Raw genomic sequence first — 16,020 nt, 5'->3', positions numbered from 1 at the left:
AGTATGTCAGCAAAGTGGGAAAAATTAGAAGGGAACCAAGGGGTTCTCACAGTAGAAGTAGACGCAGCAAAAGTATCTGAAGGATTAGATGCTGCATTTAAAAAAGTGGTAAAACAAGTAAACGTTCCTGGCTTCCGTAAAGGGAAAATGCCTCGTCAAATGTTTGAAAAACGTTTTGGAATCGAATCTCTTTATCAAGAAGCAATCGATTATCTTCTTCCTGAAGCATACACAAGTGCACTTGAGGAAACTGGAATCGAGCCAATTGACCGCCCTGAGATTGATGTTGAACAAATCGAAAAAGGTAAGAACTTTATTTTCAAAGCTACTGTACAAGTTAAGCCTGAAGTTAAGCTTGGTGAGTACAAAGGTCTTGAAATTGAGAAATTTGATACTGATGTAACAGAAGAGGAAGTTGCAGAGGAAATCAAAAAGCTACAAGAACGCCATGCTGAATTAGTCGTTAAAGAAGAGGGTCCTGCAGAAATCGGAGACACTGTTGTTCTTGATTTTGCTGGCTTTGTTGATGGAGTAGCTTTTGAAGGCGGAACTTCTGAAAACTATACATTAGAACTAGGTTCAAACTCTTTCATTCCAGGATTTGAAGAGCAACTAGTTGGGTTAGTTGCTGGAGAAGAAAAAGATGTTGAAGTAACTTTCCCTGAAGAATACCATGCTGCTGAACTAGCTGGCAAACCTGCTATCTTCAAAGTGAAGTTGCATGAAATTAAAGGTAAAGAACTTCCTGAGCTTGATGATGAATTTGCGAAAGATGTGGACGATGAAGTTGAAACTCTTGATGCATTAAAAGAGAAACTTAAAGGCAAACTTGAGCATGACAAAAAACATCAAGAAGAGCATCACATTCAAAACACTGTAGTTGAAAAAGCAACTGCTAATGCTGAAATGGAAGTTCCTGCTGTTTTAATCGAAACAGAAGTTGGTCGTATGCTAAGTGAATTTGAACAACGCTTGCAAATGCAAGGAATGAACCTTGAGCTTTACTTCCAATTCTCAGGTCAAGATGAAAGTGCTCTACGTGAACAAATGAAAGAAGAAGCAGCACAACGTGTTCGTGGAAACTTAACTTTAGAAGCAATTGGAAAAGCTGAAAACATCGAAGTTTCTGAAGAAGATGTTGATGCTGAATTAGAAAAAATGGCTGAAATGTATAAAATGCCAATCGAAGATATTAAGAAGGCAATTGGTGGAGCAGAAGGTGTAAAATCTGACCTTCGCATCAAAAAAACTGTTGAATTCTTAGTTGAAAACAGCGTTACAAAAGCATAATAAAGAAAAGCTTAGGTTCGCTAGGTGCTGAAAGTAGACAGTAATCTAGCTTAAAAAAAACTATATTATTTTTCTTAAAAAAACAAGGCACGATTTTATCGTGCCTTGTTTTATACAAATCATACATACATATATTATAATAGAGATATAAATAATATCTTTAAAAGCAAATGGCTTTACTATTAGTTTCGAGCTTCTTCCTTAATAATTTTTCCGTGGATTTTCTTCCTTCCGATTTAAGTAGTTGATTTATGGTTATGCTTAATTAGTACATATTTTTGATTACGAATTTGGGCTAGCCCCCCTAATATGAAAACTTTTTCCATTCAAGTGTTATCATTTCCTGTCTGATGATAAAATGTGTTACAATCCAATACATAACTGTAGCAGTGTTAAGAAAAGGGCTACCTAAATTCGAGATTATGGTGTTTTTAGAGTATATATCGTAAAAGTTTTTTCAAGGGGTGATGTCATTGTTTAAATTTAATGATGAAAAAGGGCAATTAAAGTGTTCTTTTTGTGGTAAGACACAGGATCAAGTACGTAAATTAGTTGCTGGACCAGGTGTATATATATGTGATGAATGTATCGAATTATGTACAGAAATTGTGGAAGAAGAACTTGGCACTGAAGAAGAAGTGGAATTTAAAGATGTTCCAAAACCAAAAGAGATTCGTGACATTTTAGACGAATATGTAATTGGACAGGATCAAGCGAAGAAGTCTCTTTCCGTAGCGGTTTATAACCATTATAAACGGATAAATTCTAATAGCAAAATCGATGACGTTGAATTATCGAAGAGTAACATTTGTATGATTGGACCTACTGGAAGTGGAAAAACATTACTGGCTCAAACTTTAGCTCGTATTTTGAATGTTCCGTTTGCCATTGCTGATGCAACTTCGTTAACTGAAGCTGGGTATGTAGGGGAAGATGTGGAAAACATTCTATTGAAGCTGATACAATCAGCAGATTATGATGTTGAAAAGGCAGAAAAAGGGATTATTTATATCGATGAAATTGATAAAATCGCTCGTAAATCAGAGAATCCTTCAATAACACGGGATGTTTCTGGTGAAGGCGTTCAACAAGCCTTGCTAAAAATATTAGAAGGCACAGTGGCTAGCGTTCCTCCACAAGGTGGTAGAAAGCATCCACATCAAGAATTCATTCAAATTGACACAACCAATATCTTATTTATTTGTGGTGGAGCATTTGATGGAATTGAACCGATCATCAAACGCCGTTTAGGTCAAAAAGTAATTGGCTTCGGTGGTACCGATAATAAGCAGGTTGATATTAGTCAAAAAGAACTATTAGGAAAAGTTCTTCCAGAAGACTTGCTACGTTTTGGACTTATTCCTGAATTCATTGGGCGTCTTCCAGTAATTGCTAGCCTTGAGCAATTGGATGAAAGTGCTTTAATTGAGATATTAACTAAACCGAAAAATGCACTCGTGAAGCAATATCAAAAAATGCTTGAACTTGACGATGTTGAATTAGAGTTTGAAGAGAAGGCATTAACTGAAATTGCCAAAAAAGCAATTGAACGCAAAACAGGTGCCCGTGGACTTCGTTCAATCATTGAAGGAATCATGCTTGATGTTATGTTTGATTTGCCTTCACGTGATGATATCTCGAAATGTATTATCACTGACGAAACTGTCATTGAAAATAGCATTCCAAAATTAATCCTTGAAGATGGCACTATTTTTGATGAAAAACGAAAAACATCTGCGTGAAATTAAAAAAAACCAACCGAGATTCTTTTCGGTTGGATTTTTTATGGCTAAAATTAACCATGTGCACTGCGCTTTCCTAATTAAAATATTTTTTGTTTATTCCTTCTTTGGGTCGGGGATACTAGCTATTATCATAAGCTACTATTAAATCCAGGAGGGAATACGATGAATTGGACGGGGATTGCCTTATTTATACAGCTTTTTTTCGGGATTGTAATCGGGATTTATTTTTGGAACTTATTAAAAAATCAGCGAAGCCAAAAAGTTTCTATCGACAAAGAATCTCGAAAGGAAATGGAACAGCTACGAAAAATGAGATCAATTGCTTTAACCGAACCGTTGTCAGAAAAAGTACGCCCTTCCAGTTTTGTAGATATAGTAGGACAAGAGGATGGGATTAAATCCCTAAAAGCGGCACTTTGTGGTCCGAATCCGCAGCATGTCATTATATATGGTCCACCTGGGATTGGTAAGACAGCTGCAGCAAGGCTTGTGCTTGAGGAGGCAAAGAAATACAAAAAGTCACCATTCCAAAAGGAATCTGTTTTTATCGAATTGGACGCAACCACTGCGCGATTTGATGAAAGAGGGATTGCTGATCCATTAATAGGTTCCGTTCACGACCCAATCTACCAAGGGGCAGGAGCGATGGGACAAGCTGGAATTCCTCAACCAAAACAAGGTGCGGTAACCAATGCACATGGCGGTGTCCTTTTTATCGATGAAATTGGTGAATTACATCCGATTCAAATGAATAAGCTTTTAAAAGTGTTAGAAGATCGTAAAGTTTATCTTGAAAGCGCATATTATCATGAAGAAAATCCACAAATTCCAAGCCATATTCACGATATTTTTAAAAATGGTCTTCCGGCAGATTTTCGGTTAATTGGAGCTACAACTCGAACTCCAAACGAAATTCCACCGGCGATTAGGTCGCGCTGTATGGAAGTCTTCTTTAGAGAGTTAACACAAGAAGAAATATCCGCTGTAGCCAAAAGAGCAGCTGAGAAAGTGAATTTGACTATCAGTGATGGTGGATTAGATATTCTATCTACATATGCCCGTAATGGACGTGAAGCAGTCAACATGATTCAAATAGCTGCTGGACTCGCCATTACGGAGGAAAGAAATTTTATTAAAGATGAGGAGATTGAATGGATTATTCAATCAAGTCAACTAACTCCGAGAATAGAGAAAAAGATCAACCCTATTTCAACCATAGGACTGGTTAACGGGTTGGCGGTGTACGGGCCCAATTCAGGCTCGATTTTAGAAATAGAAGTAACGGTCATTCCGGCAAGAGACAAAGGATCAATCAATATTACTGGTATTGTTGAAGAGGAAAGTATCGGTGACCGCAGTAAATCCATTCGTCGAAAAAGTATGGCAAAGGGCTCGATTGAAAATGTGATTACGGTACTAAGATCAATTGGAGTACCCGCAGATGAATATGACATTCATGTGAATTTTCCTGGCGGTGTACCAGTGGATGGTCCATCAGCAGGAATTGCAATGGCAACAGGTATTTATTCGGCAATATATAAAATTCCAATTGATCATACGATTGCCATGACTGGAGAAATCAGTATCCATGGAAATGTGAAGCCAATCGGTGGTGTGTATCCAAAGGTAAAGGCAGCCAAAAAGGCAGGGGCCAAGGCAGTTATTATTCCTAAAGAAAACATGCAATCAATTTTACTTGAAATTGAAGGGATTACCATTATCCCAGTCACTCAGTTGCATGAGGTTTTTGAAATGGCCTTTGTGAAGGGAAATCCAAGAGATCAAATTATCTCAGCCACTATTGACTTATCGAAAAAGGAAAGTGTTTAATTTAATACGCTTCGGTTTGCCAGGAATACGTCAAACCGAAGTTTTTATTTGCTTGTCTCCTCTTTTCTTATGGAATTTAATACGTTAAGATTGTACAAACACTTTAACTGAATTATGATTAAAGTGGGTAAAGATAAAGAATTCGCATTTGGAGGTGTAACACTATGACGAAAACTGAAGAGCTCATCGTCCCCCTCCTGCCTCTTCGAGGGTTACTAGTCTATCCAACAATGGTCCTTCATTTAGATGTAGGCCGGGAGAAATCGGTGCAAGCCCTTGAAAAAGCAATGGTAGATGACCATTTAATTTTTTTAACAACCCAAAAAGACGTGTCAATTGATGAACCTGCAGAAGAAGATTTATATCATATGGGGACACTGACTCGGGTGAAACAAATGCTCAAGCTTCCGAATGGTACCATTCGGGTATTGGTAGAAGGCTTGAAACGAGCAGAAATCGTTCTAATGCATGATGATGACAATCATTATGTTGCAAGTCTGAAAACCTTTGAGGACGATCCATCTAAAGATATCGAAGATCAAGCATTAATGAGAACGATGCTCGAACATTTTGAACAATACATAAAAATGTCAAAAAAAATATCTGCTGAAACATATTCTTCTGTCGCAGATATTGATGAACCTGGCAGGATGGCGGATATTATTGCTTCTAATCTCCCATTAAAGCTGAAGGATAAGCAAGAAATTCTTGAAACCGTTGATGTAAAAGAAAGAATGAATCACGTAATCGATATTATTCAAAATGAAAAAGAAGTATTAAATCTTGAAAAGAAAATTGGTCAGCGTGTTAAAAGATCAATGGAAAGAACTCAAAAGGAATACTATTTACGTGAACAGATGAAAGCCATACAGAAGGAGCTTGGAGATAAGGAAGGGAAAACCGGTGAAATTGCCGAGCTAACTGAAAAAATAGAAGACGCAGGAATGACGGACCATGTAAAAGAAGTGGCTTTAAAGGAACTAGACCGGTATGAAAAGGTACCTACTAGTTCTGCCGAAAGTGCCGTAATCCGGAATTATATTGAATGGTTGATTTCCTTACCTTGGACAAAAGCGACAGATGATGACCTTGACATCCATAAAGCGGAACGTATCCTACATAAAGATCATTATGGTTTAGAGAAAGTCAAAGAACGTGTTTTAGAGTATTTAGCTGTCCAAAAGCTAACCAACTCTCTAAAGGGTCCAATTCTCTGCTTATCTGGACCTCCAGGAGTAGGTAAAACAAGTCTTGCACGTTCAATCGCGACTTCGATGAACCGCAACTTTGTCCGTGTTTCTTTAGGAGGCGTCCGTGATGAATCTGAAATACGTGGACATCGCCGGACATATGTGGGGGCAATGCCAGGTAGAATCATTCAGGGAATGAAAAAAGCAGGAACTATTAACCCTGTTTTCTTACTAGACGAAATTGATAAAATGTCTAGTGATTTCCGTGGCGATCCTTCGGCTGCTATGCTGGAAGTATTAGATCCTGAACAAAATAATAATTTTAGTGATCATTATATTGAAGAAACATATGATCTTTCAAAAGTTATGTTTATTGCAACTGCTAATAATTTATCAACTATCCCTGGACCGCTCCGTGACCGGATGGAAATTATCACGATTGCTGGATATACAGAACTGGAAAAGCTTCATATTGCTAAGGATCATTTATTGCAGAAGCAAATTAAAGACCATGGATTAACTAAAGCACAGCTTCAAGTTCGTGATGAGGCGATTACAAAAGTAATCCGTTACTATACCCGTGAGGCTGGTGTACGTAGTCTTGAACGGCAATTGGCAACTATCTGTCGTAAAACGGCAAGAGTGATTGTTTCTGGGGAGAAAAAACGGGTAATCGTAACAGATAAAACGATCGAGGAATTTCTCGGAAAGCCAATTTTTCAATATGGTCAAGCGGAACTGGAAGATCAAATTGGCGTAGCCACTGGACTAGCTTATACGACTGTCGGTGGTGATATCCTTCAAATTGAAGTATCCTTATCACCTGGAAAAGGTAAACTTATCTTGACAGGTAAGCTAGGTGACGTCATGAAGGAATCTGCTCAAGCAGCTTTCAGCTATGTGCGTTCAAAGGCAACGGAACTTGGGATAGATGAAGATTTTCATGAAAAACATGATATTCATATTCATGTCCCTGAAGGTGCCGTTCCAAAGGATGGTCCGTCCGCAGGAATCACGATTGCTACTGCCCTTGTTTCCGCTCTAACCGGAAAACCAATCAGAAGAGAGGTTGGGATGACTGGGGAGATTACGTTAAGAGGACGGGTGCTCCCAATCGGGGGCTTAAAAGAAAAAACATTAAGTGCTCATCGCGCCGGATTAACAAAAATTATTCTTCCTAAGGATAACGAGAAGGATATTGAGGATATACCGGAAAGTGTTCGGGAACAGCTTGAGTTCGTACTTGTTTCAAGTATTGATCAAGTTTTGAAGCATGCATTGATTGGAGAAGGAAATGAAAGTAAATAACGCAGAAATTATTATTAGTGCGGTAAAGCCAGAGCAATACCCAGGTGGAATAATGCCTGAGTTTGCACTGGCTGGTCGTTCCAATGTGGGGAAGTCATCTTTTATAAACAAAATGCTGAACCGCAAAAACTTAGCAAGAACATCTTCTAAACCTGGAAAAACGCAGACCCTTAACTTTTATTTAATCAACGAGCAATTTCACTTTGTAGATGTTCCTGGTTATGGGTATGCAAAAGTATCGAAATCAGAACGAGAAGCATGGGGAAAAATGCTTGAAATTTACATCACCTCGCGGGAGCAGTTAAGAGCCGTTTTATTAATTGTTGATTTAAGGCATCCACCATCCAAAGATGATGTGTTGATGTATGACTTTTTGAAGCATTATCAGATTCCTGTCATTGTCATTGCAACAAAGGCGGATAAAATTCCAAAGTCAAAGTGGCAAAAACATGTACGAATTACTAAAGAAACATTGAACATGCTTGAAAGTGATCTATTAGTCATGTTCTCATCCGAAACAGGCTACGGTAAAGAGAAGGCTTGGGCCGTGCTAGAAAGTTTTATGAAATAAGTAAAGAGGGCAGGGATTTTAAATCCTGCCCTCTTAGATTGTCATAAAAGATTATTTTCTCAGCAATATTCATTTTGTCAGAACATTAAATGCCTGTTTTTTATATAAAATTGTCTATGCTATGGGACTTGTTGATCTCCGCTCCAGGTGCTTCGCTTTCCGCGGGGCGGGCGGTGAGCCTCCTCGTCGCTAAAGCGCCTGCGGGGTCTCACCTGTCCCGCTGCTCCCGCAGGAGTCTTCGCACCTTCCGCTCCAATCAACAAGGGGGTCACCCAAAAGAATTGCAACACAACTTATCCACCTGGCTAAATGTGTTGCAATTTTTTTATTTTTTGGCAGGCTGCAGGAAGGAGAGGCTGTTCACTAACATTCTTCATTCCCGGTAACCGGCAGTAGCGAAGCCCATGCATCTCCATTAAGTCTGCGAAGCTTAGCTCAATTTTTTCTATTCTAAAGGCTGTTTTTACAAAAATTGTTGTTGTCCGAACAAATCTAAACGTTTTTAATACGCCACTAATTCGGAAGACGCTTCGGATATTGATTAGCATTGTAACTCTTCCCATTTTTCCTTGCCACTTCTGATTATGGCATCATAACAGCTCTTTGAGCCCCATTTTCCCACGAGTGTCCTTGAATTTCAAGCCTAAAAACCCACTGTTGACGACGTTTGTTCTCCACCACTTATTTTTTTACTATTGGTTGAGTGGAAGGTCTGTATTGAACCACCTGTTGATTGGAGTGGAAGACGCGAAGACTCCTGCGGGAGCAGCGGGACAGGTGAGACCCCGCAGGCGCTTTAGCGCCGAGGAGGCTCACCGCCCGCCCCGCGGAAAGCGAAGCGTCTGGAACGGAAATCAACAAACCTATTGAGCTGCCTATATATTAATATTTATTTCTATAAATTAACGCGGTGAATCACTAAAGGTTTTGGGTGAAATAATAGACTGTCGAGGGTTTCTCGAAAGCCTTAGAGGGAAAAGATACAATCCTGCCCTCTTTTCTTATTTCTTTTTCATTAAAAAATAGATCCCAAAGAGGATTAAGAAAATTGGCCAAAAGTCCCAGATATAGGTTACTTTGGATTCAACAGTCCCAAACCAGCCCATAACGCTATCCTGAAACAAAAGCAAGGCTGAGAGGATGGCGAACAATATACCTTGAACCAGTCCGACTCCTGTCTTCTGATACTTGAGAATATAGGCTAGAGCGAGGATCAATATAAAAATACCAATTTGGTCTGTCCAAATATGTAAATTGGTTGTTACATAAAAATGTAGGCCAAAACCGAATAAAACCACTCCTGGAAAAATTAATTCACTCTCTCTCCCAACATACCCTTGCCATAAAAATGCCAGACCAACAATCATCAACAAGGTTGGCCAACCAGTAAATTGTTGAAGGAATGCAATATTTGTGTGTTGCAGGAGAAAATAACCACCAAAACCTATAAAAATAATTCCGGAAAAATACCGCTGATTTTTCATTAAATTCACCACTTCCAGTAAGGTTCACTTGTATATTTTTCTTTTTTTTGGTACTGTACAAAAGGAAGTATATGTCGATTTTTTATATATTTAAGGTACCTTTCTAGACACCATCGGTCAACAGGCAATTATAAATTAATTCTTTAAAAGAAAAAATTCTTATCGATTAAAGGTAAGGAAAGCGTTATCAAAACAGACTTTTGAGCATAAACAGACCTCGAAAAAGAGGTGTTTAGACCAGTATTATCACTATAATTTCGGTTTCTGTTCACATCTTTTTAGCAGATAAAAAAAACACACATGTTATAATGAGTTAGGCGAATATGCAATTTTAGTGGGGGTGTCATTTAGAAAATGCATATTATAGTTGTCGGTCTTAATTATAAATCTGCCCCTGTCGAAATACGTGAGAAGTTGACGTTTAATGAGGCAAACATTGGGAATGCAATGCAGACATTGAGATCGAAAAAAAGCATCCTTGAAAACATAATTATTTCTACCTGTAACCGTACGGAAATATATGCGGTCGTTGATCAGCTCCATACTGGCCGATATTATATTAAAGAATTCCTGTCCGAGTGGTTTGGTCTTGAGCAAGACGAATTTTCTCCGTACCTATTTATCTATGAACTAGATGGAGCAGTTGAACATTTGTTCAAAGTAGCTTGCGGCCTAAATTCAATGATTTTAGGTGAAACGCAAATTTTAGGACAAGTACGGTCAAGTTTCTTATTGGCACAACAGGAAAATACGACAGGTACGGTATTCAATCAACTATTTAAACAAGCAATTACAATTGCAAAACGTGGACATTCTGAAACTGATATCGGTGCTAACGCCGTTTCAGTTAGCTATGCGGCCGTCGAATTGGCAAAAAAAATATTTGGAACTCTAATGTCTAAGCATGTTCTTGTTTTCGGTGCTGGAAAAATGGGTGAGCTCGCTATTCAAAATCTCCATGCCAATGGGGCTAGCAAAGTTACGGTCATTAACCGGACATTTGAAAAAGCACAGGGATTGGCAAGTCGTTTTGATGGAGAAGCGAAAACGCTTGAGGAGCTTCATACTTCTTTAATAGAAGCAGATATTTTGATTAGTTCAACGGGAGCAACAGAATTCGTCATCACAAAAGAGATGATGGTAAACATTACGAAATTACGCAAAGGCAAACCGTTATTTATGGTAGATATCGCGGTACCGCGTGACATAGATCCGCAAATCGCTGACTTGGAAAGTGTGTTTTTATACGATATTGATGATTTGGAAGGGATTGTTGAAGCCAATCTTCAGGAGCGTAAAAAGGCCGCTGAAAAAATCATGCTAATGATTGAAAAAGAAATTGTTGATTTCAAACAATGGCTAAATTTACTTGGCGTCGTTCCGGTTATTTCTGCTTTGCGTGAAAAGGCTCTTGTTATTCAAACAGAAACGATGACCAGCATGGAAAGAAAGCTGTCTCATCTATCTGATCGAGATATTAAAGTAATCAATAAACATACAAAAAGTATTATTAACCAGATGTTAAAGGATCCGATTCTCCAAGCCAAGGAGATTGCAGGTGAGCAAAATGCCTCACAAGCATTGGAATTATTTATTAAAATATTTAATATCGAGGAACAAGTTGAGAAACAACAACTCAAAAATAAAGCGGCCGAATCGAGACAGGAAATGATTCATGCACCACAGGCTTCCTTCCAAGCATAAGAGAGGTTCTGTCCATGTTTGACATTTATATGACCCGGCTGCACGAACTAACAGTTCTTGTGTATGCCTTAAGTGTTCTTTTATATTTTATTGATTTTCTTCACAATAACCGGAAGGCTAATCAAGTGGCCTTCTGGTTACTTGCATTTGTGTGGGGGTTGCAAACAACCTTTTTCTTAATCTATGTTGTAAAAACAGGTAGGTTCCCAATCCTATCGGTGTTCGAAGGACTTTATTTTTATACTTGGGTATTGGTCACTTTATCCTTAGGGATCAATAGGTTACTTCGCATGGATTTTATTGTCTTTTTCACCAATATCCTTGGATTTGTCATCATGGCGATTCACACTTTTGCGCCGGTTCAATATAATTCCGAAGTGATTGCTCAGCGGCTTGTTTCAGAACTTTTGTTAATCCATATAACAATGGCTATCCTTTCATATGGGGCGTTTTCCTTATCCTTTGTATTTTCCCTATTGTATTTGATTCAATATGATTTATTGAAGCGGAAAAAATGGGGGAAAAGGCTTCTCAGGATTGCAGATTTATCAAGGCTCGAACACCTCTCATATGTATTAAATGTAATTGGGGTGCCAATGCTTCTTTTAGGACTAATTCTAGGTATGCAATGGGCTTTTATTAAGGTGCCAAATATGACTATTTTCGACGCAAAGGTCATTGGTTCATTTATCGTGTTATGTACGTACAGTATTAATTTATACTTACGTGTTGTAAAAGGGTTACAAGGTAAGTCGCTCGCTCTATGGAACGTAGCAGCCTTTTTAATTGTTTTATTAAACTTCTTCTTATTCGGAAAACTATCATCATTTCATTTTTGGTACGCATGACACTAGGAGGCAGACATGAGAAAAATTATTGTTGGTTCAAGACGAAGCAAGTTAGCGTTAACACAAACGAACTGGGTTATCGATCAATTAAAAAAATTGGGTGGTTCGTTCGAATTTGAGGTTAAAGAAATTGTGACTAAAGGTGACCGTATTTTAGATGTTACTTTATCTAAAGTAGGCGGTAAGGGCCTTTTTGTGAAAGAAATAGAGCAAGCTATGCTTGATAAAGAGATTGATATGGCTGTCCATAGTATGAAAGACATGCCTGCAGTTCTTCCGGAAGGCCTAGTAATCGGAAGTATTCCAAAACGTGAAGATCACCGCGATGTAATTATTTCGAAGGGAAACATACCATTCGATCAATTGAAGCAAGGGGCTGTGATTGGGACAAGTAGCTTGCGCCGCAGTGCACAGCTATTAGCAAAACGTCCTGATTTAGAGATTAAATGGATTCGCGGAAATATTGATACAAGAGTGAACAAACTTGAAGATAGCGAATACGATGCAATTATTTTAGCTGCAGCAGGTCTATACCGTCTTGGCTGGGCGCAAGAAGTAATTACTGAGTTTATTGACGATGAAGTATGTGTACCTGCTGTTGGTCAAGGGGCGCTATCAATCGAGTGTCGCGAGGCTGACAAAGAATTACGAGACTTACTAGATCAATTCACTTGTAAAAATACTGACCGTGCTGTTCGAGCAGAACGTGCTTATCTACAAAAAATGGAGGGTGGCTGTCAAGTTCCAATCGCAGGGTACGCCTATATCAATGACCAGGACGAAGTGGTCATGACTGGACTTGTTGCATCTCCTGATGGAAATATCATTTATAAAGAACAATTGACAGGAAATAATCCTGAAGAAGTTGGAAATATTGTTGCAGACCGTTTAACAGAAAAAGGTGGCAAGGCATTGATTGATCAGGTTAAGCGGGAGCTTGAAAATGAATGACCGCTTCATCCTTGCCCTTATATCATAAAAAGGTGTTAGTCCCGAGGGGAAAAGGGCAAGCAAAGCCCTTTTCCGATTTGGTGAAAAAAAATGGGGGAATTCCGATTGAAATCCCTCTAATAGCTTTTAGGCCTGTCCAACTAAATGATAAACTAAAAGAAATGATTACGAAGCTTCATACATATGACTGGATTATTTTCACAAGTAATGTAACAGTTGATACTTTTTTAAGTATGGTTAATAGCCAAACTCTGCCAAAGGTGGCTGTGATTGGTGCAAGAACAAAACAAGTACTAGAAGAACGAGGTATTCCTGTAGCTTTTACACCTTCGGAATATGTTGCTGAAGGTTTTGTTAGTGAATTTTTGCCGCTCATTCAACCTGGGATGAAGGTATTGATTCCAAAGGGAAACCTTGCCCGAGATTATATTGCTTTAGCGTTAACTGAGCATGGAGCGATTGTCACAGAGTCGGTCATCTATGAAACATACGCTCCAGAGGAGAGCAAAAAAGAATTAGCTGAGATGTTATCAAATGAAGAGCTTGATATTTTAACTTTTACAAGTCCTTCGACAGTAGATCATTTTATTGAAATTGTTCAAGAATATAACTTATCTGATAAACTGAAATCTTGCTTAGTAGCCTGTATTGGGCCGGTGTCGACAAAAAGGGCAAAAGCCCTCGGATTAACGGTTCACGTCTCTCCGACCGAATATACGGTTAAGGATATGATCAAAGCGATTATAGAAAACCTGAATCAAGTTACCAGATAAACAGGAGGTTTATTTTATCATGAAAAAATTACAATTTACGCGCCATCGTCGTTTACGTTCAACTGCCAATATGCGGGCATTGGTTCGTGAAAATCAATTAAATGTAAATGATTTTATCTATCCTCTTTTCGTCATCGAAGGAAATAATATCCGAAATGAAATATCCACTATGCCTGGAGTATTTCAGCTTTCCCTTGATAACCTTGCTGCCGAAATGGATGAAGTTGTGGCATTAGGGATAAAATCTGTATTATTGTTTGGTATTCCTTCCGAAAAAGATGAATGTGGGACTGGAGCTTTCCATGATCACGGAATCGTTCAGGAAGGCACACGATTTATTAAAAAACATTATCCAGACGTTCTTGTTGTAGCGGATACATGTTTATGTGAATACACAAGCCATGGTCACTGCGGCGTCATCGAAAACGGCACAGTCCTAAATGATCCATCACTTGAACTGCTTGTTCAAACAGCAGTAAGCCAAGCAAAAGCAGGAGCAGATATCATTGCCCCATCTAATATGATGGATGGATTTGTCGTAGCAATTCGTGCTGGATTAGACGAAGCTGGCTTCGAAGATGTGCCAATCATGTCTTATGCGGTAAAATACTCTTCAGCATTTTATGGACCGTTCCGTGAAGCTGCTGAAAGCACACCTCAATTTGGGGATCGTAAAGCGTATCAAATGGACCCTGCTAATCGTTTAGAAGCATTCCGTGAAGCAGAATCTGATGTAATTGAAGGTGCTGACTTCTTGATTGTGAAGCCTGGTATGCCATATTTAGATATTGTTCGTGATGTGAAAAATAACTTTAATCTTCCAGTAGTCATTTATAATGTCAGCGGGGAATATTCCATGGTCAAAGCAGCTGCCCAAAATGGATGGATCGATGAAAAGAACGTCGTTATGGAAATGCTAATAGGTATGAAACGTGCTGGTGCTGACTTAATCATTACTTATTTTGCAAAAGATGCAGCGAAGTATTTAAAGGAACAATAAACCTGGTTTCTAAAAATGGAAAAAGGAGATTCAAACATGCGCTCTTATGAAAAATCAATTGCAGCATTCCAAGAAGCCAAAACATTAATGCCAGGCGGTGTTAACTCACCTGTTCGTGCATTTAAATCGGTTAACATGGACCCGATTTTCATGGCAAAAGGAAAAGGCTCGAAAATATATGATATCGATGGAAATGAATATATTGATTACGTATTATCTTGGGGACCACTTATTTTGGGTCACACAAATGACCGCGTAGTGGAAGCTATTAAAAAAGTTGCTGAGCTTGGTACAAGCTTTGGTGCGCCATCCCTAATCGAAAGTGAACTAGCTAAACTCGTTAGAGAACGTGTACCTTCAATTGAGATCATCCGCATGGTTTCATCTGGAACTGAAGCAACAATGAGTGCCTTGCGTCTTGCCCGCGGCTATACGGGCAGAAGTAAAATTTTAAAATTCGAGGGCTGTTACCACGGTCACGGAGATTCTTTATTAATTAAGGCGGGCTCAGGTGTTGCTACTCTTGGTTTACCAGACAGCCCTGGCGTACCAGAAGGTGTCGCCAAAAACACGATAACCGTACCGTATAACGACTTAGAAGGCGTTAAATATGCGTTTGAACAATTTGGGGATGATATTGCTTGTATCATCGTTGAACCTGTGGCTGGGAACATGGGTGTGGTTCCACCTCAACCAGGCTTCTTAGAGGGATTACGGGAAATCACAAGCCAAGCTGGTGCTTTGCTGATTTTCGATGAAGTCATGACTGGTTTCCGCGTTGGCTACAATTGCGCACAAGGATTCTTCGGAATCACACCTGACTTAACCTGCCTAGGAAAAGTTATTGGTGGTGGACTTCCTGTTGGTGCCTTTGGTGGTAAAGCAGAGATTATGGAGCAAATTGCTCCAAGTGGTCCGATTTATCAAGCAGGAACATTGTCAGGTAACCCATTAGCGATGACAGCTGGACTTGAGACATTAAGTCAATTAAGCCCAGAAAACTATGTAGAGTTTGTTCGCAAAGCGGATATGCTAGAATCGGGTTTTAAAGCATTAGCTGAAAAATATGATGTTCCGCTAACCTGTAACCGTGCTGGCTCAATGATTGGATTCTTCTTCACGAATGAAAACGTGATTAATTATGATACAGCCAAAACGTCTGATCTAGAATTTTTCGCTAACTATTTCCGTGAAATGGCGAACCAAGGAGTCTTCCTACCGCCATCTCAATTTGAGGGTATATTCTTATCTACAGCACATAGTGATGAAGATATTCAAAAAACAATTCAAGCTGCTGAAGTGGCATTTTCAAAACTTAAAGGATAA

At 39.0% G+C, this 16,020-nt stretch carries 12 protein-coding genes and 1 pseudogene; 11 read left to right on the top strand and 2 right to left on the bottom strand.

Going from position 1 to position 16,020, the window contains the following annotated elements; genetic code table 11:
- The first annotated feature begins 3 nt into the window (after positions 1 to 3).
- The 5 genes from tig (at position 4) to yihA (ending at position 7,934) form a co-directional block, all read left to right on the top strand.
- Entirely contained in the window at positions 4 to 1,290 is a 1,287-nt protein-coding gene (gene tig, locus B1NLA3E_RS17465; protein ID WP_015595162.1) for a trigger factor, read from the top strand.
- Between the two features lie 473 nt (positions 1,291 to 1,763).
- Positions 1,764 to 3,032 (top strand): ATP-dependent protease ATP-binding subunit ClpX, encoded by a 1,269-nt coding sequence (gene clpX, locus B1NLA3E_RS17460; RefSeq protein WP_015595161.1) that lies wholly within the window; start codon positions 1,764 to 1,766, stop codon positions 3,030 to 3,032.
- A 165-nt stretch (positions 3,033 to 3,197) separates the two neighbouring features.
- Positions 3,198 to 4,865 carry an ATP-dependent protease LonB gene (lonB, locus tag B1NLA3E_RS17455; protein ID WP_015595160.1) on the top strand — a complete coding sequence of 556 codons (1,668 nt, stop codon included), beginning with the start codon at positions 3,198 to 3,200 and terminating at the stop codon, positions 4,863 to 4,865.
- Positions 4,866 to 5,029: 164 nt separating this feature from the next.
- A complete protein-coding gene (lon, locus tag B1NLA3E_RS17450) occupies positions 5,030 to 7,363 on the top strand; it encodes an endopeptidase La (protein WP_015595159.1) in 2,334 nt (777 codons plus the stop codon).
- Entirely contained in the window at positions 7,350 to 7,934 is a 585-nt protein-coding gene (gene yihA / locus B1NLA3E_RS17445) for a ribosome biogenesis GTP-binding protein YihA/YsxC (RefSeq protein WP_015595158.1), read from the top strand. Before lon ends, yihA begins: the two co-directional genes overlap by 14 nt.
- A 305-nt stretch (positions 7,935 to 8,239) precedes the next feature.
- Here the strand turns inward: yihA and B1NLA3E_RS26055 are convergent.
- Positions 8,240 to 8,386 (bottom strand): annotated as a pseudogene (locus B1NLA3E_RS26055) (IS5/IS1182 family transposase); the annotation flags it as partial.
- A gap of 549 nt (positions 8,387 to 8,935) precedes the next feature.
- Positions 8,936 to 9,418 carry a LiaF transmembrane domain-containing protein gene (locus B1NLA3E_RS17435; protein ID WP_015595156.1) on the bottom strand — a complete coding sequence of 161 codons (483 nt, stop codon included), beginning with the start codon at positions 9,416 to 9,418 and terminating at the stop codon, positions 8,936 to 8,938.
- Positions 9,419 to 9,772: 354 nt separating this feature from the next.
- On the opposite strand from B1NLA3E_RS17435, the gene hemA reads away from it, so the two are divergent.
- The 6 genes from hemA to hemL are packed head-to-tail and all read left to right on the top strand — an operon-like array spanning position 9,773 to position 16,020.
- Complete coding sequence (hemA, locus tag B1NLA3E_RS17430; protein WP_015595155.1) at positions 9,773 to 11,122, top strand: glutamyl-tRNA reductase; 1,350 nt, start codon at positions 9,773 to 9,775, stop codon at positions 11,120 to 11,122.
- A gap of 14 nt (positions 11,123 to 11,136) precedes the next feature.
- Positions 11,137 to 11,970 carry a cytochrome C assembly family protein gene (locus B1NLA3E_RS17425; protein ID WP_015595154.1) on the top strand — a complete coding sequence of 278 codons (834 nt, stop codon included), beginning with the start codon at positions 11,137 to 11,139 and terminating at the stop codon, positions 11,968 to 11,970.
- Between the two features lie 15 nt (positions 11,971 to 11,985).
- Positions 11,986 to 12,921 (top strand): hydroxymethylbilane synthase, encoded by a 936-nt coding sequence (gene hemC, locus B1NLA3E_RS17420; protein ID WP_015595153.1) that lies wholly within the window; start codon positions 11,986 to 11,988, stop codon positions 12,919 to 12,921.
- Entirely contained in the window at positions 12,918 to 13,694 is a 777-nt protein-coding gene (locus B1NLA3E_RS17415) for a uroporphyrinogen-III synthase (protein WP_015595152.1), read from the top strand. The genes hemC and B1NLA3E_RS17415 overlap by 4 nt, the downstream gene beginning before the upstream one ends.
- A gap of 19 nt (positions 13,695 to 13,713) precedes the next feature.
- Positions 13,714 to 14,694, top strand: coding sequence for a porphobilinogen synthase (gene hemB, locus B1NLA3E_RS17410; RefSeq protein ID WP_015595151.1), 981 nt, complete (start codon positions 13,714 to 13,716; stop codon positions 14,692 to 14,694).
- A gap of 36 nt (positions 14,695 to 14,730) precedes the next feature.
- Positions 14,731 to 16,020 carry a glutamate-1-semialdehyde 2,1-aminomutase gene (gene hemL / locus B1NLA3E_RS17405; protein ID WP_015595150.1) on the top strand — a complete coding sequence of 430 codons (1,290 nt, stop codon included), beginning with the start codon at positions 14,731 to 14,733 and terminating at the stop codon, positions 16,018 to 16,020.

The organism is Bacillus sp. 1NLA3E, assembly GCF_000242895.2.
GTDB lineage: Bacteria > Bacillota > Bacilli > Bacillales > Cytobacillaceae > Bacillus_BU.
This window is presented reverse-complemented; position numbering and strand designations above follow the sequence as displayed.